23 protein-coding genes are annotated in these 20,738 nt (G+C 69.2%); 13 read left to right on the forward strand and 10 right to left on the reverse strand.

Annotation, left to right across the window (positions count from 1 at the left end; genetic code table 11):
• Positions 1–8: 8 nt before the first annotated feature.
• The 7 genes from H7J89_RS06065 to H7J89_RS06095 all read left to right on the forward strand — a co-directional run bounded on the left by H7J89_RS06065 (position 9) and on the right by H7J89_RS06095 (position 4,197).
• On the forward strand, positions 9–413 hold the full coding sequence (locus tag H7J89_RS06065; protein WP_264037506.1) for a DUF2784 domain-containing protein: 405 nt from the start codon (positions 9–11) through the stop codon (positions 411–413).
• Between the two features lie 308 nt (positions 414–721).
• Positions 722–1,015, forward strand: a complete 294-nt coding sequence (locus H7J89_RS06070; protein WP_264037513.1) for a LapA family protein — start codon at positions 722–724, stop codon at positions 1,013–1,015.
• 180 nt (positions 1,016–1,195) lie between these two features.
• The gene (locus tag H7J89_RS06075; RefSeq protein ID WP_264037521.1) at positions 1,196–1,624 is read left to right on the forward strand and encodes a hypothetical protein; all 429 of its coding nucleotides are present in this window, start codon (positions 1,196–1,198) and stop codon (positions 1,622–1,624) included.
• Positions 1,624–3,108 (forward strand): DUF2867 domain-containing protein, encoded by a 1,485-nt coding sequence (locus H7J89_RS06080; RefSeq protein ID WP_264037530.1) that lies wholly within the window; start codon positions 1,624–1,626, stop codon positions 3,106–3,108. Before H7J89_RS06075 ends, H7J89_RS06080 begins: the two co-directional genes overlap by 1 nt.
• A 13-nt stretch (positions 3,109–3,121) precedes the next feature.
• Entirely contained in the window at positions 3,122–3,337 is a 216-nt protein-coding gene (locus H7J89_RS06085) for a hypervirulence associated TUDOR domain-containing protein (protein WP_264037537.1), read from the forward strand.
• A gap of 8 nt (positions 3,338–3,345) precedes the next feature.
• Positions 3,346–3,486: a DUF3140 domain-containing protein gene (locus H7J89_RS06090; RefSeq protein ID WP_264037544.1), complete on the forward strand. Its 141-nt coding sequence runs from the start codon at positions 3,346–3,348 to the stop codon at positions 3,484–3,486.
• A gap of 126 nt (positions 3,487–3,612) precedes the next feature.
• On the forward strand, positions 3,613–4,197 hold the full coding sequence (locus H7J89_RS06095) for a MarR family winged helix-turn-helix transcriptional regulator (RefSeq protein WP_264037565.1): 585 nt from the start codon (positions 3,613–3,615) through the stop codon (positions 4,195–4,197).
• Here the strand turns inward: H7J89_RS06095 and H7J89_RS06100 are convergent.
• Both H7J89_RS06100 and fni read right to left on the reverse strand, forming a co-directional pair.
• Positions 4,194–5,444 carry a glycosyltransferase gene (locus H7J89_RS06100; protein ID WP_264037571.1) on the reverse strand — a complete coding sequence of 417 codons (1,251 nt, stop codon included), beginning with the start codon at positions 5,442–5,444 and terminating at the stop codon, positions 4,194–4,196. The two genes, H7J89_RS06095 and H7J89_RS06100, sit on opposite strands and share 4 nt — an antisense overlap.
• Before the next feature lie 11 nt (positions 5,445–5,455).
• Positions 5,456–6,502 (reverse strand): type 2 isopentenyl-diphosphate Delta-isomerase, encoded by a 1,047-nt coding sequence (gene fni / locus H7J89_RS06105; RefSeq protein WP_264037578.1) that lies wholly within the window; start codon positions 6,500–6,502, stop codon positions 5,456–5,458.
• Between the two features lie 145 nt (positions 6,503–6,647).
• Between fni and H7J89_RS06110 the strand changes: the two genes are divergently transcribed.
• The 4 genes from H7J89_RS06110 to H7J89_RS06125 all read left to right on the forward strand — a co-directional run bounded on the left by H7J89_RS06110 (position 6,648) and on the right by H7J89_RS06125 (position 11,246).
• Positions 6,648–8,741: an MMPL family transporter gene (locus H7J89_RS06110; RefSeq protein WP_264037583.1), complete on the forward strand. Its 2,094-nt coding sequence runs from the start codon at positions 6,648–6,650 to the stop codon at positions 8,739–8,741.
• Positions 8,738–9,217 (forward strand): TspO/MBR family protein, encoded by a 480-nt coding sequence (locus H7J89_RS06115; protein ID WP_264037590.1) that lies wholly within the window; start codon positions 8,738–8,740, stop codon positions 9,215–9,217. The genes H7J89_RS06110 and H7J89_RS06115 overlap by 4 nt, the downstream gene beginning before the upstream one ends.
• A gap of 15 nt (positions 9,218–9,232) precedes the next feature.
• On the forward strand, positions 9,233–10,561 hold the full coding sequence (locus H7J89_RS06120; protein ID WP_264037599.1) for a cryptochrome/photolyase family protein: 1,329 nt from the start codon (positions 9,233–9,235) through the stop codon (positions 10,559–10,561).
• A gap of 133 nt (positions 10,562–10,694) precedes the next feature.
• Positions 10,695–11,246 carry an anti-apoptotic protein gene (locus tag H7J89_RS06125; RefSeq protein WP_264037605.1) on the forward strand — a complete coding sequence of 184 codons (552 nt, stop codon included), beginning with the start codon at positions 10,695–10,697 and terminating at the stop codon, positions 11,244–11,246.
• A 118-nt stretch (positions 11,247–11,364) separates the two neighbouring features.
• Here H7J89_RS06125 and H7J89_RS06130 read toward each other — a convergent pair whose 3' ends face one another.
• A complete protein-coding gene (locus H7J89_RS06130; RefSeq protein WP_264037611.1) occupies positions 11,365–12,102 on the reverse strand; it encodes an acyltransferase in 738 nt (245 codons plus the stop codon).
• Between the two features lie 72 nt (positions 12,103–12,174).
• Between H7J89_RS06130 and H7J89_RS06135 the strand changes: the two genes are divergently transcribed.
• Together H7J89_RS06135 and H7J89_RS06140 are read left to right on the forward strand one after the other, a co-directional pair.
• Positions 12,175–13,533, forward strand: coding sequence for an outer membrane protein assembly factor BamB family protein (locus H7J89_RS06135; RefSeq protein WP_264037620.1), 1,359 nt, complete (start codon positions 12,175–12,177; stop codon positions 13,531–13,533).
• 18 nt (positions 13,534–13,551) lie between these two features.
• Entirely contained in the window at positions 13,552–13,941 is a 390-nt protein-coding gene (locus tag H7J89_RS06140) for a DUF6264 family protein (protein WP_264037627.1), read from the forward strand.
• Between the two features lie 3 nt (positions 13,942–13,944).
• Here H7J89_RS06140 and H7J89_RS06145 read toward each other — a convergent pair whose 3' ends face one another.
• From H7J89_RS06145 to serB, 7 genes are all read right to left on the reverse strand, one after another.
• Positions 13,945–14,628, reverse strand: coding sequence for an esterase (locus tag H7J89_RS06145; RefSeq protein ID WP_264037633.1), 684 nt, complete (start codon positions 14,626–14,628; stop codon positions 13,945–13,947).
• Between the two features lie 59 nt (positions 14,629–14,687).
• Positions 14,688–15,890 carry a class I SAM-dependent methyltransferase gene (locus tag H7J89_RS06150; protein ID WP_264040135.1) on the reverse strand — a complete coding sequence of 401 codons (1,203 nt, stop codon included), beginning with the start codon at positions 15,888–15,890 and terminating at the stop codon, positions 14,688–14,690.
• A complete protein-coding gene (locus H7J89_RS06155) occupies positions 15,887–16,861 on the reverse strand; it encodes a class I SAM-dependent methyltransferase (RefSeq protein WP_264037640.1) in 975 nt (324 codons plus the stop codon). Before H7J89_RS06155 ends, H7J89_RS06150 begins: the two co-directional genes overlap by 4 nt.
• Before the next feature lie 10 nt (positions 16,862–16,871).
• Complete coding sequence (locus H7J89_RS06160; RefSeq protein WP_264037648.1) at positions 16,872–17,636, reverse strand: enoyl-CoA hydratase; 765 nt, start codon at positions 17,634–17,636, stop codon at positions 16,872–16,874.
• Positions 17,633–18,454 (reverse strand): NUDIX hydrolase, encoded by an 822-nt coding sequence (locus tag H7J89_RS06165; RefSeq protein WP_264037654.1) that lies wholly within the window; start codon positions 18,452–18,454, stop codon positions 17,633–17,635. The genes H7J89_RS06160 and H7J89_RS06165 overlap by 4 nt, the downstream gene beginning before the upstream one ends.
• Positions 18,451–19,311 (reverse strand): ABC transporter ATP-binding protein, encoded by an 861-nt coding sequence (locus tag H7J89_RS06170; RefSeq protein ID WP_264040142.1) that lies wholly within the window; start codon positions 19,309–19,311, stop codon positions 18,451–18,453. Before H7J89_RS06170 ends, H7J89_RS06165 begins: the two co-directional genes overlap by 4 nt.
• Positions 19,312–19,497: 186 nt before the next feature.
• Positions 19,498–20,736 carry a phosphoserine phosphatase SerB gene (gene serB, locus H7J89_RS06175; protein ID WP_264037661.1) on the reverse strand — a complete coding sequence of 413 codons (1,239 nt, stop codon included), beginning with the start codon at positions 20,734–20,736 and terminating at the stop codon, positions 19,498–19,500.
• Positions 20,737–20,738: the final 2 nt, after the last annotated feature.

A 20,738-nucleotide genomic window follows, 5' to 3' on the forward strand; every position in this document is an offset into this window, starting at 1 on the left:
GCTCGGCCATGCGAAGAGGGTATGCCGCCGCGGTCGTGGTGACGGTCGGCGCGCACCTCGCCTACCTGGCTTATGTACCGGCAGGGGGATTCCTCGCGCTGCGCTGGCCGCGAACCATTGTGCTGCACCGGGCGGCCGTCGCCTGGGGCGCCGCCGTCGTTGCGCTCAGGCTGCCATGCCCGCTGACAGCCCTGGAGTCATGGGCCCGTCGCCGCGCCGACATGGATCCGTTGCCCAGCACGGGGTTCGTCGACCGTTATGTCGCAGGGCTTTTCGTTCCGTCCGGCCGCATCGGTGTCGCACAGGCATTCGCGTTCCTGTCGGCGGCCGTGTCCTGGAGGCTCTTCGCGAGACGCGTCAGCCGCCGACGCCGGCCCGCGGCGGCGGCGCGCCGGCCCATGAGGGATCCGTGACGGGCGGCACCGCGTCGGGTTGACTCCCACGAGAATTGCGTTGCCACTTTCGTTGCCACAACGCCCAAGTGAGCGCCGAAAGCAGAACGGCCGACACGATCAACGTCGGCCACAGGGCCAACTGCGCAAGCCACAGGTCTCTTTGCAACCGCATCACCTTGCGCCGGCCGCGCCAGACACGCTGCGGTACCTCTTTCACAGTCATTGCAGGCCAGATACCCCGGAACCGACGGATTAAACGGCGGGCCGCGAGACGATCGCGAGGCTCCAGCGTGTTTGGCCCACTGCGTGAGGGGCTAGTCACCAGCATGAGCACTGAGCCGCACGTTCCCGCCGAGCCGTCATCCCGATCGTTCACCCGGCTGGCGGCCGCCTGGTGGGCGCTCGTCGTCGGCCTGGTGATCTTGATCATTCTGCTTATCTTCGTCGCGCAGAACACCGAATCCATAACCGTCCATTTCCTTGGCTTCCACTGGAACCTGCCGGTCGGGGTGGGCTACCTATTGGCGGCGGTCGCCGGCGCGACCACGACGGTGCTCGTCGGCGCCGCGCGGATCATCCAGCTGCGCAGGGCGACCAAGAAGCATCTCAAGGCGCTTTGATCCCTGCCGGGCCGACGCCTAAACCCTTGCTCGGCAAGCCATCACGAGTGAACCACCATGGCGACCCCGGATTTATTCCAGTAACTTAAATATTAAGTGAATTAAGCTATGGATGCCGGGTTCGGGGATTCGGCCCCTTTCCCAGGGGGAATGCCTTAGCGACCGGTTGGGAAGGAAGCCATGGATCACGCAGACACGAGCGACGCCGTCGCCGAGGCGGTCGGCAAAGTCACCGAGGCTCTGGAAACCGTCGAGCGCGCCCGGGGCCACCTGTACTCCTTCCACCAGCTGACCGGGCGGGCCGACCTGCAACTCGACGCCGCGGTCGCCCAGCTGCACGAGCTTGGCCACTCCGATCTGGCGCACCACATCAGCCGCGAACTCATCGGGCGCAACGTGTTACCCGACCCGTGGACCTTTCAGGTCGTCGACGACTACGACGAGGGTTACTACCGATGCTTCCGAGAAGTCGAACGCCTGGTGCGTAGCCGGCTCACCGACGGTCGTCGCCACGCCCACGAATCGCGGCTGAAGGAGCGCCGGCGCACGTCGGGGCATCCTGCCCACACCGCCACCCCCAACGACCACTCGGCTGAAGGAGTGAATTGATGCACTGCGTCGTGTTCGGCGCCACGGGATACCTGGGCACGCGGCTCATCCCCGAGCTGCTCGAGGAGGGTCACACCGTGCGCGTGCTGGCCCGAGACCCCGCCAAGCTTGACGACGTCGCCTGGCGTGACCAGGTGGACGTCGTTCAAGGTGACGTCATCGACGCCACCGCCGTGCGCCGGGCGCTGGAAGGCCAACAAGTCTTGTACTACCTGGTGCATTCGCTGATGCGCCCCGACTTCGTGGACTTCGACGAACGCGCGGCCCGCAATGTGGCCGAGTGCGCGGCCCAGGCGAGGCTGTCGCGGATCGTCTACGTCGGCGGCATCACGCCCGACGGGCAGAAGCTCTCCGATCATCTGGCCTCGCGTGCGCAGGTAGGGCGCCTGCTGAGAATTTCGGGCGTGCCCTCCGTGGAGTTGCGCGCGGCCGCCATCATCGGGGCTGGATCGGCCAGCTTCGAGATGCTGCGGTACCTCACCGAGCGGCTTCCGCTGATCGTCGCACCGCGCTGGTTGCGCACCTGCGTCCAGCCCATCGCGGTGCGCGACGTGCTCTATTACCTGGTCCGCGCGGCGGAGCTGCCGGCGGAGGTGAACCGGCCATTCGACATCGGCGGGCCGGACCGCTTCACCTACACCGAAATGATCCGCAAGTACGCCATGATCGCCGGCCTGCCCCGGCGGCCCGCCGTGCCGGTGCCGTTGTTGAGCCCCCGGCTGTCGGCGCCGTGGGTCGATCTGCTCACCCCCATTCCTCGCCAACTCGCCTTCTCGCTGATGGAGTCGCTGGAAAACGACGTGGTGTGCGCCAACCACGACATCGCCCGCTACATACCCGATCCCGACGGCGGACTGATGCACTACGAGGAGGCCGTCGAACTCGCCCTCGCGCACGTGCGCGAAAAAGATCTGCGCACCCGGTGGTCGCGCGCCGACATGAACGGTGCGCCTTCCCAGCCGCTGCCCACCGATCCGCAGTGGGCCGGCGGATCGCGGTATGAGGATGTGCGTCAACGCCATAGCAGCACCGATCCCGAAACGCTTTGGCGGGCCATCCAAACGGCCGCCACCGAGCGCAACTGGTCGGCGTTTCCGTTCGAATGGCCCCTGCGCGGCTGGATCAACGGCGCGCTGGGCGCCGTCCGGTTTCTGCGCCGGCCGCTGGACGGGCAGCAGTTACACGAAGGCGAGGCCCTGGACTGGTGGCGGGTGGAGCACATCGACACGCCGCGGCTGGTCCGATTGCGCGCCGATATCCCGTTGCCAGGGCGGCTCTGGCTGGAGCTGTCCGCGACCCCCGACGGCAACGGTGGCTCCCGGTACCGCCAGCGGGCGTTGTTTCAGCCGTATGGCCTTGCCGGGCAACTTTTTTGGAACGCGTCGGCACCCTACCGCGACGTGGTGTTCGGCGGCATCGCCCGCGATGTCACCGCTACGGCGCGCGGTGGCCTAAGGCCGGCGGCGGCTCCGTCGCACTGTTGAAAGGAGAAGCGACATGGGTGACCAGAAATTTCACGAGGGCGACAAGGTCGAGTGGCGCAGCCACGGCAACACCGTCCGGGGAACGGTCGAGGGCGAAATCACCTCGGACACCGAGGCCGCCGGACGCACCGTGCGCGCCTCCGAAGACGAGCCACAGTACAAGGTCCGCAGTGACAAGACGGGCGCGGACGCGGTGCACAGGCCCGGCGCGCTGCGCCCCCGGGACTGAGGGAAACGATGGCCGACGATTACGCGCACATGCGCAAGGTCGTCAGTTACGCCAAGCGCCACCTGGCGCAACGCCCCCGGGGCGACATCGACGAGAGCGCTTGGCGCTACTCGCTGATGAACTGGGGTCACGATCCGAGCAAGTGCTGAACCCCCCTCGGTCGGTGTATTCACGGGCAATCGGGTGCAAATGCGAGACACTTGGCGGGGTAAGCGGGCCGCGCGCGGCGGTCGCCGATACGCTGAGCGGCGAATCTTGCAGAAGGACACAGGTAAGTGACCAAGCGCGGCGCCGCTGATCGGCGACTAGACCGAGCCGAACTCGAGAAGTTGATGTCGGCCGACATGCGCGCACTCACAGCGCAATCGGACCGCATCGGACGGCACTTCGCCCGTCAGCACGATGTCGGCGGCACCGACCTGCACGCCTTGCTGCACATCATGGTCGCCGAAACCGCCGGGACGCCGCTGACGCCGGCGCAGTTGCGACAGCGGCTGGACGTGTCCCCCGCCGCAATCACCTACCTGGTCGACCGCATGATCGACTCCGGCCACCTGCGTCGCGAGCCCGATCCCGTCGACCGGCGCAAGACGCTGCTCCGCTATGAAGAGCCGGGCATGGCGTTGGCCCGCTCGTTCTTCACCCCGCTGGGCGCGGAACTGCGCGCGGCCCTCGCCGACCTGTCCGACCGCGATCTGGCCGCCGCACACCGGGTTTTCCTGGCGATGATGGAGGCGATGTCCACCTTCGAATCGCAATTCGACGCGGTGACCCCCAAGCCGTCGGCGAGCGAAGCCAAACGCGCGCCGGTTAAGGGCCGGCGCCGGTCGGTCAGTAAGACCGGCGATCGCCCGACCTAGCGCACCGGCCGCCGGCACGCCGGGCCAAGCACCCGCTGCTCGATCAGGTCCGCCCCGCGCTGCACACCTCCGGTCGCGGCGAACCCGGCAGCCACGCGGCGCGCGCCGTCCGCCATCGTCATCGCCGCACGTACCTTCGCCCGCAGCCGTGCCACGGTGAGGTGTTTGGCCGCCAGGCGGGTACCGCAGCGAGCGACCTCGACGCGCCGGGCGACTTCGGCCTGGTCCCGCGCGAACGGCACGACGCAGACGGGTACGCCTCGGTCGAGGGCTTTCAGCGTCGTTCCCATCCCCCCGTGCGTGATGGCGCAGCTGGCGCGCTCCAGCACCGCCCCGTGGGGGACGAAGCGGCATATGGTCGCGTTCGGTGGCCGCGGAAGGTCGGGTGGTATGCCCGCGGGGAACGTCGCCACCACGTGGACGGGCTCATCGGCCAGCGCCCGCAGCGCGGTCCGCCCAAGGGCGGCGTCGGGCTGCTTGATCGAGGACGTGTTCACCAGCACCACCGGGCGCTCGATGGCGTCGACCCACTCCGGCGTGGCCCGCGGGGCGGGTTCGAATACACACGCGCCGATGTGGTGAACCAAACCGGCCCAGCCGGGGTGCCGATACTCGAAGGGCTCGCCGCCGACGGCCAGCAGCAGCGGCGCGCGCCGCACGAAGTCGTCGACCGAGGCGACCGGCGGCACCCCCAGCCCGGCGCGAATGGCGTTGACTCGCGGCAGCATTGGCCGATCGAACAGGTGCCGGACGATCGGTCGCACCGAGGCGTCCCGGAAGTCGCCGACAATGCCGGGAAGCGGTCGAAAGCCCGGGCCGAAGGGCGGAACGCCACGGGACCGCAGGTACGGCGTGAAGGGCGAGAACACCAGCCATGGGGTGCTTCCGGCATCCGCGGCCGACATCGCCCCCCAGCAGTTCGCGTCCACGATGATCGCATCCGGCCGGACCGCGTCCACCGCGCGCCGCAGGTCCTCGACTTCGAGCACCGCGCGCCGGCAGAGCACGTCGATGGTTGACTTCAATACTTCCAAGGCGTTTCGGGCCCGCCAATCCTCGCCGACGATCGCCTCGATGTTCGGGGCGACGGGCTCGGCGTGCACGCCGACCCCGCGCATCGTCGCGACGCCGGCCTCCATCGTGCGGGCGTGAACCTCATGACCGCGGGCGGCGAGCTCGGCCAGCAGCGCCCCGACCGGCAGCAGGTGCCCGAGGGCCGGCGAACCGTAGGCCAGTATCACCGCCATGTCACACGCCGCTACGAGACTGGCGTGAGCTCGACGGCGCGCAACCCGGAGAGGCTTGCGACACCGCAGCCGTGCAGGCAGACGCGAAGCTCGTCGATGAACGGCTGCAGCCAATCGACAACGGCCGCAGCGGAATCGATCGCGGCCGGCAGCAGCGGCCGAGCCACCGCCACGACGTCGGCGCCCAACGCGATCGCCTTGGCCGCGTCCATACCCGTACGGATACCGCCCGAAGCCACCAATGGGATCTCGGGCAGCACCTCCCGCACCTCCACGATCGCCGTGGCGGTCGGGATGCCCCAATCGGCCAGGTGCGGGTAGCGCAGCTCACCGTAACGGACGAACTGCTCGACCCGCGACCATGACGTGCCGCCGGCGCCCGCGACGTCTACCCCGGAAACCGGCAAGTCCCCCTCGGCCCCAACGAGTTCCGCGGCCGCCGCGCCGCCGATCCCGTGGCCGACCTCCTTGAGCAAAACGGGGCGATCTATCGCGTCGGCCACATCCCACAGCCTGGCCAACGACCCCGAGAAGTCCGTGTCACCGTTGCTCTGCATCGCTTCCTGCAACGGATTGGTGTGCACCGCAAGCGCATCGGCGCCCACTCGGTCGAGAGCCTTCGCGAGCTCGGGCACGGCGGCCTCGGTCAGCTGGGCCAGGCCGATGTTGCCGAACAGCAAGACATCCGGTGCCACATCACGAACGGTGAAGCTGGTCGCCGCCCGCTCACCGAGCGCGCTGTCGAGCATTATCCGCTGCGAGCCGAGCATCATCCCCACGCCAAGCTGTTGAGCGGCGGCGGCCAAATGCCGGTTGATGGCTCCCGACAACTCGGCGCCGCCAGTCATCGCACCGATCAGAATCGGGGACCGCAGGTTCGCACCGAAGAATTTGGTGGACAGGTCGATGTCGCCGAGGCTGGTCTGGGTGAGCGCGTTGTAGGGCAACTGGTAGCGCTCCAGCCCCGTACTGAGCTGCTCGTAGTTGACCTGCTCATCGAGGCACACGTCGATGTGCCGCCGTTTGCGAGTGGTCAGCGGCCCGCGGTCGGCCGTCACAGCGGGCACCCCGGCGCGACGAACCCCCGGCCCCTCACATCCATAATGTTCATAGTGCCCCTTGTTGCGTGCCGTCGGCGCCCTAATGCGTGACGATGCGTAATTTCAGTTGATTAATGTTTAACATACTGAAAGACTTTGACTCGTGGTGTGGGATGGCTTGGCCGCAGCCCTGACGGGACGGCGCTCCTGGCTGTTCGCGGTGGGTGCGCTGCTGCTCGGCATCGGTCTCATGGTGGTCGTCGGCGCAAACGGGGCGGCGGGCCAGGCGCCGTTGTCGGTGCCGACGGCGTCCGATTCGGCCAGGGTCGACGCCATGGCCCGCCAGTTTCCCGGCGGTGACCACGTTCCGTTGATCATGGTCGTCAGCCGCACCGACGGCGCCGCGCTCGCCCCCGCCGACATCACCGCCGCACAGGCGGCCCGCGGCCGCATGCAGGCCGCCATAGGGCCGGACGGAGCCGCCGTGCCGGCGCAGGTGTCGGCCGACGGCAAGGCGGCCATCGGGGTGGTGCCCGTCAGCGCCGATCTGTCGGGCCTCACCCTGAGCGACGCGGTCGCCAACCTGCGCAAAACCGCCTCCACCGGCCTACCGGTGGAACTGCAGGTCCACGTCACGGGCGGCCCGGCGTTCGGCGCCGACATCGCCGGCGCGTTCACCAATGCCAACGTCACCCTGCTCGCGGTGACAGCCTCGGTGGTGGCACTGCTGTTGATCGTCACCTACCGCTCCCCGGTGCTATGGCTGCTGCCCCTGGTGGTGGTCGGGTTCGCCGACCGGGTCGCCGCGGCGCTGGGTACCGCCGTGGCGTCGCTGACCGGGCTGAGCTTCGACGGCGCCACCTCCGGGATCACCAGTGTCCTGGTGTTCGGCGCGGGCACCAACTACGCACTGCTGTTGATATCGCGCTATCGGCAGGAGCTCCGGCACGCAAGCGAACATCGAGACGCCTTGCGCCGCGCGGTGCGGATGGCCGGCCCCGCGATCATCGCCAGCAATGCCACCGTGGTGCTGGCGTTGCTCACCCTGCTGTTCGCCTCGACGCCGAGCACACGCAGTCTGGGCGCGCTGGGGGCGTGCGGACTCGTGGTCGCCGCCGTGTCGGCCCTGGTGATACTGCCACCGCTGTTGGGACTGTGCGGCCGTCGATTGTTCTGGCCCTTCATTCCCCGCCCCGAGGACAACCCGACCACTGATTCCGGTGCCTGGCATCGCGTCGGGGAGTGGGTGAACCGGCGTCCGGCGCTGGTCGCGGCCGTCGCGGTCGCCGGTTTGGCGGCCCTTGCCACCGGCCTACTGGGCACGCGCATCGGTTTGTCGCAGACCGAGCAGTTCCGGGTCCACGCGGATTCGGTGGCCGGTTACGACATTGTGGCCGCGCATTTTCCGGCCGGTCTGGCCAACCCCACGCTCGTCGTCGCCCCCACCGACCCGCGGGTGCCGCAGGCCATCAAGGCGACCCCCGGCGTGATCTCGGCGAACGATTCCGGCCACTCGGCGGCCGGGCTGACGAAGTGGTCGGTGGTGATCGACGCGCCGCCATCATCCGACCAGGCGTTCAATACCATTGCCGCGCTGCGTGATACGGCCAAGTCCGCCAACCCGGCGGCGCTGGTGGGCGGAGCGGATGCGCAGGCACTCGACGTTCGCAACGCGGCCACGCATGACCGGCATCTGCTGATCCCGGCGATTCTTGCGGTCATCCTCGTCGTGCTCTATGTCCTGCTGCGCTCCGCGCTTGCGCCGCCCACGCTGCTCGCGGCGACGATCCTCGGGGCGCTGGCCGCGCTCGGCCTGGGCGGATGGGCCAGCAGTCACGTTTTCGACTTTCCGGCGCTGGACAACAGCACGCCGCTGTTCGCCTTCCTGTTCCTGGCCGCCCTCGGGGTGGACTACACCATCTTTCTGGTCACCCGCGCACGCGAGGAGTCCGCACAGCGCGGCGCACGCGCCGGGATGGTCGCGGCGGTGTCGGCCACCGGCGGCGTCATCACCAGCGCGGGAATCGTGTTGGCCGCCGTCTTCTGCGTGCTCGGCGTGCTGCCGCTGATAGTGCTGACGCAGCTGGGAATCATCGTCGGCCTGGGCATCCTGCTGGACACCTTCGTGGTCCGCACACTGGTCATCCCCGCGCTGTTCGCCGTCATCGGTGACCGTATCTGGTGGCCCGCCGCACCGAAACCCGCCAAAGCCGTTGCAGCACAAGTCGAATATCAACACGAACGGAGCACGCCGTGAACAAGTCAACTCTGGCCGCGACAAGCCTCGCCGTCGCCGTCGCCGGTGGATCCGGAAGCATCGCGAGCGCCAAGGCCGTTTCCACCTGGTACGCGCGGCTGCGTAAGCCGCCGTACCAGCCCCCCGCCGCCGCCTTCCCGGTGGCGTGGACCACCCTTTACGGCGACATCGCGGTTACGTCCGCCGTGGCCATCGACCGGTTTCGCGCGGCGGGACAACACGACAGGGCACGCCGCTACGCCGCGGCGCTCGGGCTCAACCTTGTTCTCAACGCCGCATGGAGCTGGCTCTTCTTCCGTTTCCACAGACTCGGCGCGTCCGCGGTCGGTGCCGCCGCCCTGACGGCCAGCAGCGTCGACCTCGCGCGTCGGACCGCGCAAGCCGACCCGCGGGCCGGGCTGGCCCTCTCGGCGTACCCGCTGTGGTGTTCCTTCGCGACCGTCCTGGCCACCCATGTTTGGCGGCTGAACCGCTGAGGAAACCATCGGATCATGCCGACCCTCTTATGGTTTCGCCGCGACCTGCGGCTGGCTGACCATCCGGCGCTGAATGCCGCGGCCGACGACGGCGAAGTGCTCGGCTGTTTCGTGCTCGATCCGAAGCTCGAGGCTTCCTCCGGCCGGCGCCGCCTCCAGTTCCTGGGTGACTCGCTGCGACAGCTGCGCGACGACCTGGATGGCCGGCTACTGGTGACCCGTGGCCGGCCCGACAAGGTGATCCCGCGCATCGCCGGGGAGATCGGTGCGTCGGCCGTGCACATCTCCGAGGATTTCGCGCCGTACGGCAAGCGCCGTGACGAAAAGGTGCGCGCCGCATTGGATTCCGTTCCCCTGGTGGCCACCGGGTCGCCGTACCTGGTCTCGCCGGGCCGGGTCACCAAGAAGGACGGTACCCCCTATCAGGTTTTCACCCCGTTTCTGCGCCAGTGGCGCGAGTCCGGCTGGCGGGCGCCGGCGAAATCGAGCGCCGGCTCCGCGCGCTGGCTCGATCCGGCGCAGCTGCCGTTCGAGCAAGCCGAAATCCCGGATCCCGGTGCCGGACTCGACATCGCCGCCGGCGAGGCAGCGGCCCGCAAACAGTGGAAGTCGTTCGTGGACAACGGATTGCAACGCTACGCCGAGGAACGTAATCGGCCCGATATGCACGGCACCAGCCGGATGTCGGCGTACCTGAAGTTTGGCAGCATCCATCCCCGCACCATGGTCACCGATCTCGACCTCTGTCACGACGGGGCCCAGGCTTATGTGCGCGAGTTGGCGTTCCGCGACTTCTACGCCGATGTGCTGCATCACTGGCCGGCCAGCGCCTGGCGCAATTGGAACAGCCAGTTCGACGGCATCCGTACCGACACGGGTTCCGACGCGAAACGCCGCTTCGAGTCCTGGAAGGCCGGCGAAACCGGCTTCCCGATGGTCGACGCCGGGATGCGTCAACTGCGCGAGACCGGCTTCATGCACAACCGGGTGCGGATGATCGTCGCATCGTTTCTGGTCAAAGACCTGCACCTGCCCTGGCAGTGGGGCGCCGAGTGGTTCCTGGATCAGCTGGTCGACGGGGATATGGCAAACAACCAGCATGGGTGGCAGTGGTGCGCGGGCTGCGGTACCGATGCCGCGCCGTACTTTCGGGTGTTCAATCCGACCACCCAGGGCGAGAAGTTCGACCCGTCCGGGGATTACATCCGGCGGTGGGTGACCGAGCTGCGCTCGGTCGAGGACGCACACCTGCGCAAGGGCGACCGGCCGGGCGACTATCCGGCGCCGATGGTCGACCACGGCGCCGAGCGCGCCGAAGCGCTGCGGCGCTACCAGAGCATCTGAGCCACGGGCCGGCGCCGGCCCGCTCGGCAACGAATTGCCGCGTGCGTGAATGTTTGCTCAATCGCCTACCCGAAGCTAGTTGGCATGCAATTATCAGCCGATTCACAGTTGTCAAGCCGCCCAGGAGGCATTAATGACACACTTCATCGTTCGGACGTTGCTGATGTCCGGTGCCGCCGCGGGGTTGCTGGCCGGCGTCGGCGCCTGTTCGTGTTCCGTGGGCTCGTCGCACACGGTCAGCAAGAGCGATGTAGCCGGCCAGATCACCTCGAAGCTCACCGATGCCGCGGGCAACAAGCCCGATTCGGTGACCTGCCCGAACGATCTACCGGCAAAGGTTGGGGCGCAACTCAATTGCGAGATGAAGGTCAAGAACCAGACGTTCAATGTCAACGTGACCGTGACGAGCGTGAACGGCAATGACGTCAAGTTCGACATGGCCGAGACGGTCGATAAGAACCAGGTCGCCAGCATCATCAGCGACAAGCTGACCCAGCAGGTGGGCAGGCGACCGGACGCGGTGACCTGCCCGGACAACTTGAAGGGCGCCCAGGGCGCGACGCTGCGGTGCCAGCTCGTGGACGGCAACGACAAATACGGCGTCGCGGTGACCGTCACCAACGTCGACGCCGGCGACGTCAACTTCGATTTCAAGGTCGACGACCACGCTGAGCCGGCTGCCTAGCGGTGATCGCGAGCGCGGCGAAGCCGGGCGCTGCGGGTCACCGCGATCGGCCTAGCGGTGATCGCGAGCGCGGCGAAGCCGGGCGCTGCGGGTCACCGCGATCGGCCTAGCCGACTTTCTAGCGCGCAGCCTTCTTGCGCTCGATGTCGGCCAGCGCCGCGGCCAGTTCCGCGCGCTGGGCGGCCGAGCTCTCCCAGGCGAGCTGGCGGTTCTTGACCACCTTGGCCGGCGCGCCGACCGCGATCGAGTAGTCGGGGATGACACCGCGGACCACGGCGTGTGACCCCAGCACGCAGCCGCGCCCGATGGCCGTGCCGCGCAGCACCGTCACCTTCACCCCCACCCAGGTGTCGGGCCCGATCCGCACCGGCGACTTCACGATGCCCTGGTCCTTGATCGGCAGGTTGATGTCGTCCATCCGGTGGTCGAAGTCGCAGACGTAGCACCAGTCGGCCATCAGGACCGAATCGCCGAGCTCGATGTCGAGATAGGCGTTGATGACGTTGTCGCGGCCCAGCACCACCTTGTCGCCGAACCGCAGCGAGCCCTCGTGGGCACGGATCGTGTTCTTGTCGCCGATGTGCACCCAGCGGCCGATCTCCAGCTGCGCGAGTTCGGGCGTCGCGTGAATCTCCACGTCCTTGCCCAGGAAAACCATCCCCCGGGTGATGATGTGCGGGTTGGCGAGCTTGAACTTCAGCAGCCGCCAATACCGCACCAGGTACCAGGGTGTGTAGGCGCGGTTGCGCAACACCCATCTCAGCGACGCCAGCGTGAGGAACTTGGCCTGGCGCGGGTCCCGCAGGTTCGATCCACGCCAGCGGCGATGGATCGGCGCGCCCCACATGCTCGTCATGGCCGGACAGCCTAGCGATCAACCGCGGCGAGATCTCGACGGGTTACCCTCACCTGTACTCGATCGCGGCCCATGCCGACGTCCGCGGAAAGGATCTGGGGAATCCAAGTGCGTGCCCGACATCTGCTGCGTGGGCTTCGGCGTTGGTCATCCGCGCTGCTGGCCGCCGCGATCACGATCGGGCTCGGCGGCTGCGCCAACACCGACTCATGGGTGGAGGCATCAGCGTCGGCCGGTTGGCCCGCGCAATACGGCGACGCCGCCAACAGCAGCTACACCGGCACCAACGGCGCCACCAAGCTGGCACTGGGGTGGACGCGCTCCGTCAAGGGCAGTTTGGGCGCGGGCCCGGCGCTCAGCGCGCGCGGCTACCTGGCCCTCAACGCGCAGACGCCGGCCGGATGTTCGCTGATGGAGTGGGAGAACGACCACAACGGCCGGCAGCGCTGGTGCGTGCGCCTGTTCCAGGGCGGCGGCTTTGCGGGCCCGCTCTTCGACGGGTTCGACAACCTCTACGTCGGCCAGCCCGGCGCGTTCCTGTCCTTCCCGGTCACGCAGTGGACGCGGTGGCGGCGGCCGGTGATCGGAATGCCCGCGACGCCGCGGTTTCTGGGACACGGGCAGCTGCTCGTGGCGACGCACCTGGGTCAGGTGCTGGTCTTCGAGGCGCACCGCGGCGCGGTGGCCGGCAGCCCGATGGATCTGGTCGACGGCGTCGATCCAACCGACGCGACGCGCGGGTTGGCAGATTGCGCGCCGGCGCGGCAGGGATGCCCGGTGGCCGCCGCACCCGCTTTTTCGGCGGCCAGCCAGATGGCGGTGCTGGGGGTCTGGCAGCCGGGCGCCCCGGCTGCGGGGCTGGTCGGGCTGAAGTATCACCCCGGGCAGACGCCGCTGCTGTCCCGCGAGTGGACCAGCGACGCCGTCGGGGACGGTGTCATCGCCAGCCCGGTGCTGTCCGCCGACGGGTCGACCGTCTACGTCAATGGCCGCGACCAGCGACTGTGGGCCCTGCACGCCGCCGACGGGAAAGTGAAATGGTCGGCGCCGCTGGGGTTCCTGGCACAGACACCGCCCGCGGTCACGCCCGGCGGCCTCATCGTGTCGGGCGGCGGGCCCGACACCCGGCTGGTGGCATTCAAGGACGCCGGCGATCACGCCGATCAGGCGTGGCGCCGCGACGACGTCGTCCCGCTGTCGTCGTCGAGCCTGGCCGGCGCCGGCGCCGGGTACACGGTCGTCAGCGCCCCGGCCTCAAACGGCGCGCCCGGTATGTCGCTGCTGGCCTTCGATCCGGGTAATGGCCACACGCAGGGCAGTTATCCCCTTCCGGCAGCCACCGGCTATCCGGTGGGGGTCGCGGTCGGCACCGATCGCCGCGTGGTGGCCGCGACCAGCGATGGCCAGGTGTACGGTTTCGCACCGGCTTGACCGGGCCATACTGAGCCCATGGCCACCGATGACGACGAGATGCAGGGCGCTGTCGACGCCTACTCCAGAAAAAGCGAGCGCAACCTGGCGGTGGACCGCACCGCGACCATTGTGCTGCTCGCCGTCCACGCTTTCCTGGTCGCCGTCACAATCGGCGTGCTGAGCCTGTTCGTCATGGGCACCGACCCGTGCGGCTCCCGAAAGTGCGGCGACCCGGCATGGATCGATCGCGCCATGTTCCTGGGTCTCGGCGGCGGCGCCGTCGTCTTCGTCATCGCCCTGGTGGTCGCCATCCGCCGCCTCACCCGGCGCCGCACCGCCTTCTTCGTTCCGCTGCTCGGTTGCCTCGCGCAGGTGGCGCTGGCCGTGGGCGCCGCGGCGATGGAGACACTGGCCGGGCCGGTCTAGTCGTCAGAGCGCCAGCGGCGGGATGGCGTTGCGGGGCACCTCGGCTTGGACCGGCCCGGCAAACGCCGGCAGCATCTCACCGGGCGCGAAGTAGAAGATCAGCTGGTCGTCGGTGATGGCAAAGTTCTGGTAGTGCGTCGGATCGTGACCGGTCGAAGGGAATATGGTTGCGCCCAAGGGGGTTTGGCGTGCCAGGTCGCGCTGCACGACCGGGAAGATGCTGTCCAGCGGCGTGGTGCCCGGCGCAAACAGGTTGTCGAAGATGATGGGCTGCTTCGTACCCAGGTTGTAGTTGAACGCCTTGTACCAGATGGAGGGGTGCGACCCGCCGAGGTCCTGGAAGAGCTTGAGCACCACGCTGCGGGTGTGGTGCGGCGGCTGACCGGAGCTGCGTTGCTCGGTGGTCGCCTCCAATTGGTAGGGCTGATCGCGCGACCCGGAGCTCTGCGCGACGTTGACGAAACCGTCCCGGTTTTGCGTGATGTAGTCGGTCAGCGCCTGCTCGTCGGGATAGTCGGCAGGAAACACCATGTTGAGCATGTAGGTGGGGCCGATGGCGCGCACGCGGCACATCTGGCCGTCCTCCACGGTGCCGCCGAGGCTGGCGCACGACGGTGGGGCGGCGGCGGCCGGCCAGCCCAACAGGGCCGCCGATGCGAGCACCACGGCCGCTATCAGATAACGCATCCTTCTATTGTCCTTGCAGATTAGGCGGGGCTGGCGCCTCCAAGAGCGATCCCACCAGCCTACCGCGAGGGCCTGCATACGAACGCCGCCGCGCGACCGGCGGCCCCCGACCCGATGCGCGTGATGACCACGGACAGGGGCCGGCTGCCGCGCAGCCGCATCCGTCGCCGCAGTGAGTCTGGGTCGACCCGTACGCCGCGAACCAGGACCTCCAGCGTCCCGCAGTCCAGCGCCGACAACGCCTGGCGGAGCCGTCGCTCGTCGAACGCCAGCCGCTCGAGCACCTCGAAGCCGCGGACCGCCGGCGGCAGCGCGTCCCCCGACAGGTAGGCGATGTCGGGGTCGAGTTGCCACAGCCCGTGCCGCGCCGCGTAATGGCGAACCAGCCCCGCCCGGACCACGGCGCCGTCGGGATCGACTATCCATCGCCCGGCCGGCCGCACCGGGCAGTCGTCCGGGTCGGTGTCGGTGATCTGTTCGCCGCGGTCGAGGACGCTGGCCCGACGGCGAACACCGCCCTGCGCCAGTGCGCGCGACCACAGGCACGCCTCCCGTACCGCGCCGCGATAGGACGTCACCTCGATCTCGCCATCGAAACCGAGCCGCCTCACCTCGTCGAAATCTATTCCGGGAGAGCATTCTACGACGAGATCACGGTTCTGATAGGTGTCGATCAAGGCACCGAGGCCCGGCCGGTAGTCATCGATGCGGAAGCGGCGGCGCCCGCCGCCACGTCGCGCCGGGTCCACGAGCACCGCGGCGTCGCGGGTCACCGGGAACAGCGCGTCGGCGCGGCAGAGGTGGGCCACCCCGCCCAGGTTGTGCCGGGCCATCGCCAGCCGCACCGCATCGATGTCGCTGCCCACCGCCGGGACGCCGAACCGGCGCAGCGCGGCCAACTCGGTGCCGATCGAACAGGTCGCGTCGTGCACGACGACTCCCGCCTCGGCGAGCCGCCTGGCGCGGTGCATAGCCACCGGGGCCGCGGTGGCCTGCTGCAGCGCCTCATCGGTGAAAAGCCATTCCGAAACCGGGATTTCGGAGCCCACCCCGCTCAACTTCTCGGCGGCGCGCCGGCGCAGCAACGTCGTTTCCACCAACACCGCCGCCCGGTCGCCGAACCGGGCGCGCGCCGCGGCGATATCGGCGACCCGGGTGGCGTCGGTCAGCTCGAGCTCGGCGACCTCCGCCAGCGCCGCGGCGCCCGATTCCGACCGCAGATATCGGACGTCGCCGGCGCCGAACGTGAGGCCGTCACTCAGGAGGGCTTGACCCCGGTGATCATCACGTTGTAGAACCAGCCCTTCGGCGCCAGGTGGCGCATGACGTTGGCGTCGAGCCAACTCAGCGTCTTCCAGCTGGTGAACGCGAACCTCGCCCAGCCCCAGCCGAGCCGCCCGGGCGGCACCGCGCATTCGAACGTGCGCAGGGGCCAGCCCAGCATCGCAGCGGTGAATTCGACGGTGGCCGTTTGAACTTCGGCCGCACCGGCGTCGACGGCCAGCCGCTCCAGGTCGCCCGGGGTGAAGGTGTGTAGGTCGACGACGGCCTCCAGCGCCGCGGCGCGGGAGGATTCGTCGAGTTCGGCCTGCGGTCGCCGCCAGCCGTCCAGACCGGGCAACTTGGTGACGTTGGTGGCGACGCGCCAGGTCAGCGTCGACAACGTGCGGGCGTAGGTGTCGCCGACGGTGGTCGGCTCGCCGGCGAACACGAACCGGCCGCCCGGCCGCAGTACCCGGACGACCTCCCGCAGCGCCAGCTCGACGTCGGGGATGTGGTGGAGCACGGCGTGCCCGACTACCAGGTCGAAGGTGTTGTCGTCGTACGGAATGCCCTCGGCGTCGGCGACCCGGCCGTCGATGTCCAGCCCCAGCGACTGCCCGTTTCGGGTGGCGACCTTGACCATCCCGGGAGACAGGTCGGTGACCGATCCGCGCCGGGCGACCCCGGACTGGATCAGGTTGAGCAAGAAAAACCCGGTGCCGCAGCCTAATTCGAGGGCCCGATCGTAGGGGAGCTCGCGCTGCACCTCGTCTGGCACGATGGCGTCGAAGCAGTCCCGCGCGTAGTCCACGCAACGCTGGTCGTAAGAGATCGACCACTTCTCGTCGTAGGACTCGGCTTCCCAGTCGTGGTAGAGGACCTGGGCCAGCTTGCTGTCATGCCGGGCGGCTTCCACCTCTTCGGCCGTGGCATGGGGGTTGGGAACGGCATCGGTCGAACTCGTCGTCATGCAGGGCAGCCTAACGGGCGCCGGATTCGGAGTCGTGTTCACCGCTGCCACCAGCGGCGAACACATCGACGTAGCGGCGCCGCTCGGCGGCGGCCCGGTCGGCCGGACTCAGCTCGAACACGTCGTTGATGCCGGCCTTGGCGGCGGCCAGCGCATGCCGGCGGCCGTCGAGGAAGCGGCGCGCCCACCCCGCGGCGGCGTCGTACACGTCGTCGGGGGCCACCATCTCGTCGATCAGGCCCAGCTCCAGCGCCTCCTCGGCGTCGAAAAACCGGCCGCTGAACACCAGTTCCTTGGCCTTGCTCGCCCCGGCCGCGCGGGTCAGCCGGGCCATGCCGTCACCGCCGGGGATGAGGCCGGCCAGGACCTCCGTCGCGCCGAACTTCACGTTGTCACCGCTGACGCGCCAATCGGCGGCCAGGGCCAGCGTCAGCCCGGCGCCCAGCGCGTACCCGGTGATCGCGGCAACGGTCGGCTTCGGGATCCGCGCGACGGCGTCGATGGCCTGCTGCCGCGCCCGGGCCGCCGTCTCGGCCTCCGGTCCGGTCAGCGTCCGCAGCTCGGGCATGTCGTCGCCGGCCGAGAAGATCTCGTGCCCGCCGAACAAGATGACCGCTGCCACGTCGTCGCGCTCCCCCAGTTCGGCGGCCGCGGAGACGATCTCCCGGTAGAGCTGGCGGGTCATCGCGTTTGTCGGCGGTCGCGACAGCAGCAGCATGGCCAGCCCGGCGTCTTGCGAGCCGTCGCTGACCACGGTGCTGACGAACTCGCTCAATGCCGCCACCCCATCCCGCCGGCTTCGCGTGCTTGGTTGTAGCGGTCCGAGTCGAAGAACTCGAAGACCCAGTTGTCGCCCTGGATCTCCAGGTGCGGCTGCACCGTGACGATCTGCCGTTCGACGGCCAGCACTTCCGCGACGGTCCGCCCCGCCAGCGAATCCAGCTGGGTCCACGTCGGCGGCAGCAGAAAACAGCGGCCGGCCGAGAAGTCGTCGATGGCGGCCTGCGGCGTGGTCCAGCCGGCGCGGTCGGATTCGGTGTTCTCGCCATCGGCCCGCTGCCCGTGCGGCAGGGCGCCCACAAAGAAGTAGGTGTCATAGCGGCGGGTGCGCTCGGCTTCGGGGGTGACCCAGTTGGCCCACGGCCGGAGCAGGTCGGAGCGCAGCTCGAGGTTCTCCCGGCGCAGGAAATCCGCGAACGACAACGTGCCGTCGGCGAGCGCGCGGCGGGCGTCGGCGTACACCGAGGCGTCGCCGACGATACCGTCCGGGTCGCCTGCGGGCCCGGCGAACAGCACCCCGGATTCCTCGAAGGTCTCCCGGGCTGCCGCGCAGACCAGCGCCTCGGCCAGATCGGGCTCGATGCCGAACCGCTGCGCCCACCACTGTGGCGGCGGGCCCGCCCACGCGATGTCGGCGTTGCGGTCGCGGTCATCGACGCCGCCGCCGGGAAACACCATCGTCCCGGCCGCGAATTCCATCTTGGCGTGCCGGCGCATCAGGAAGACGGCGATCCCGCCCGGGTCGTCGCGGACCAGCATCACGGTCGCCGCGGGCCGCGGCACCAGTGGGGCCTCTTCGTTCGGTGACGTCATAGCTGCCTCCGGTGGGCTGCGCGGGTGCGGACGCGGCGGGCGAAATAGCGCCCGTCGACGACGTCGAGGGCGATCGACTGGCCGAACGCGGTGGACAGGTTCTCTGCGGTCAGGACGTCGGTCAGCAGCCCCGCGGCGACCACCTTTCCTTCGGCCAGCAGCATGCAGTGGCTGAAGCCGGGCGGGATCTCCTCGACGTGGTGGGTGACCAACACCAGCGCGGGCGCGTCGGGGTCGGCCGCGAGGTCGGCCAGCCGTGCCACCAGCTCCTCGCGTCCCCCCAGGTCCAAACCGGCGGCCGGTTCGTCGAGCAGCAGCAGCTCCGGATCGGTCATCAACGCGCGAGCGATCAACACCCGCTTGCGCTCGCCTTCCGACAGCGTTCCGTAGCTCCGGTCCGCGAGGTGCTCGGCGCCCAGGCTCTCCAGCATGTCGACGGCCCGGCGGTAGTCGACGTCCTCGTAGCGCTCCCGCCAGCGGCCCAGCACCGCGTAACCGGCCGAGACCACCAGGTCGCGCACCACCTCGTCGGTGGGCACCCGCTGTGCCAGGGCTGACGAACTCAGACCGATCCGGGCGCGCAACTCCGACACGTCGACCCGGCCCAGCCGCTCGCCGAGCACGAAGGCCACCCCCGACGAGGGGTGCTCGGCGGCCGCGGCAATCCGCAGCAGCGACGTCTTGCCGGCCCCGTTGGGGCCGACGATCACCCAGCGCTCGTCGAGTTCGACCGCCCAATCCAACGGCCCGACGAGGGTGTGGCCGCCGCGCCGCAGCGACACTTTCCTGAAGTCGATCAGCAGATCGGGGTCGGCTGCCTCACTTCCGTTTTCGGGCACCCGCTCATCGTGCCGTATCCCCCGCAAGGGGACGCAGAAGCCCCCGTTTCCCGACATCCTGGGCTGCGGGCCCGAACGGGTGTGAAACCGCGGCGTTGAGTGTGACGCCATGGCGGCCCCGCCCGGCGTGTCGCCGCCTGAGCGCACACTCAACGCGCGCATGCGCTCGCGGCGACGGCCCTCGCCTGGCCGCGCTTGCGGCCGCTACTCGTCGGGGGGGATCTCCACCCTGCGGACCTCGCCGTCCACCGCGTCGGCGGCCTCGATCTCGCCGCGCGTCACGCCCAGCAAAAACAGCACCGTGTCCAGGTATGGGTGGCTCAGCGAGGCGTCGGCCACCTCACGCAACGCCGGCTTGGCGTTGAACGCCACCCCCAGCCCGGCCGCGGCCAGCATGTCGATGTCGTTGGCACCGTCGCCGACGGCGACGGTCTGCGCCATCGGGACCCCGACCCGCTCCGCGAAGTCCCGCAGGGCCGCCGCCTTGCCGGCGCGGTCGACGATGGGGCCGACGACCCGTCCGGTGAGTTTGCCGTCGACGATCTCCAGCTCATTGGCCGCGACGTAGTCCAGCATCAGCTCTTCGGCCAACGGCTCGATGATCCCCCGGAAGCCGCCGGACACTACACCGCAGTGAAAACCCAAGCGCCGCAACGTCCGCAGCGTGGTCCGGGCCCCGGGCATCAGCTCCAGCTGATCGGCGACCTCGGCGATCACGGTGGCCGGCAGACCCGCCAGCGTGGCCACCCGCTGTTCGAGCGACTGCGCGAAGTCCAGCTCGCCCCGCATGGCTGCATCGGTGATGGCGGCGACCTTCCCCTCGGCGCCCGCCCGGGCCGCCAGCATCTCGATCACCTCGCCCTGCACCAGCGTCGAATCCACGTCGAACACGATCAGCCGTTTGGCCCGCCGCTCCAGCGTGCAGTCCTCGACGGCCACGTCGACGCGCTTCTCGGCGGACACCTGGTTCAGCGCCGTCCGCAGCGCGGCGTCCGACCCCGGCGGCACCGAGACCCGCAGCTCCAGGCCGGTCACCGGGTAGTCGGAGACACCGCGGATGAGGTCGATGTTGACCCCCAGGCCGGCCACCGCCCGGGCCACCGCCCCGAACGCGCCGGCGGTGATGGGCCGGCCCAGCACGAAGATGGTGTGCGTCGAGGGCTCCCGGATGATCTCCACGTCGTGGCTGTGCTCGATGGTGACGTCGAGGCCCACCCCGCGGATGGCCGATTCGACGTCACGGCGCAACTCGGGGCCGTCGGCGACGTCCGCGGGACAACACACCAGCACGCCCAGGGTGAGGCGGTGCCGAATCACCACCTGTTCGACATTGAGCAGCTCGACGCCGTGCCCGGAGAGCGCCTCGAACAGGGCCGAGGTGACGCCCGGTTGGTCCACTCCGGTGACGGTGATCAGCACCGACACCTTCGGTGGTGTGCTCACCC

The organism is Mycobacterium paraffinicum (assembly GCF_025822865.1).
Classification (GTDB): Bacteria; Actinomycetota; Actinomycetes; order Mycobacteriales; family Mycobacteriaceae; genus Mycobacterium; species Mycobacterium paraffinicum.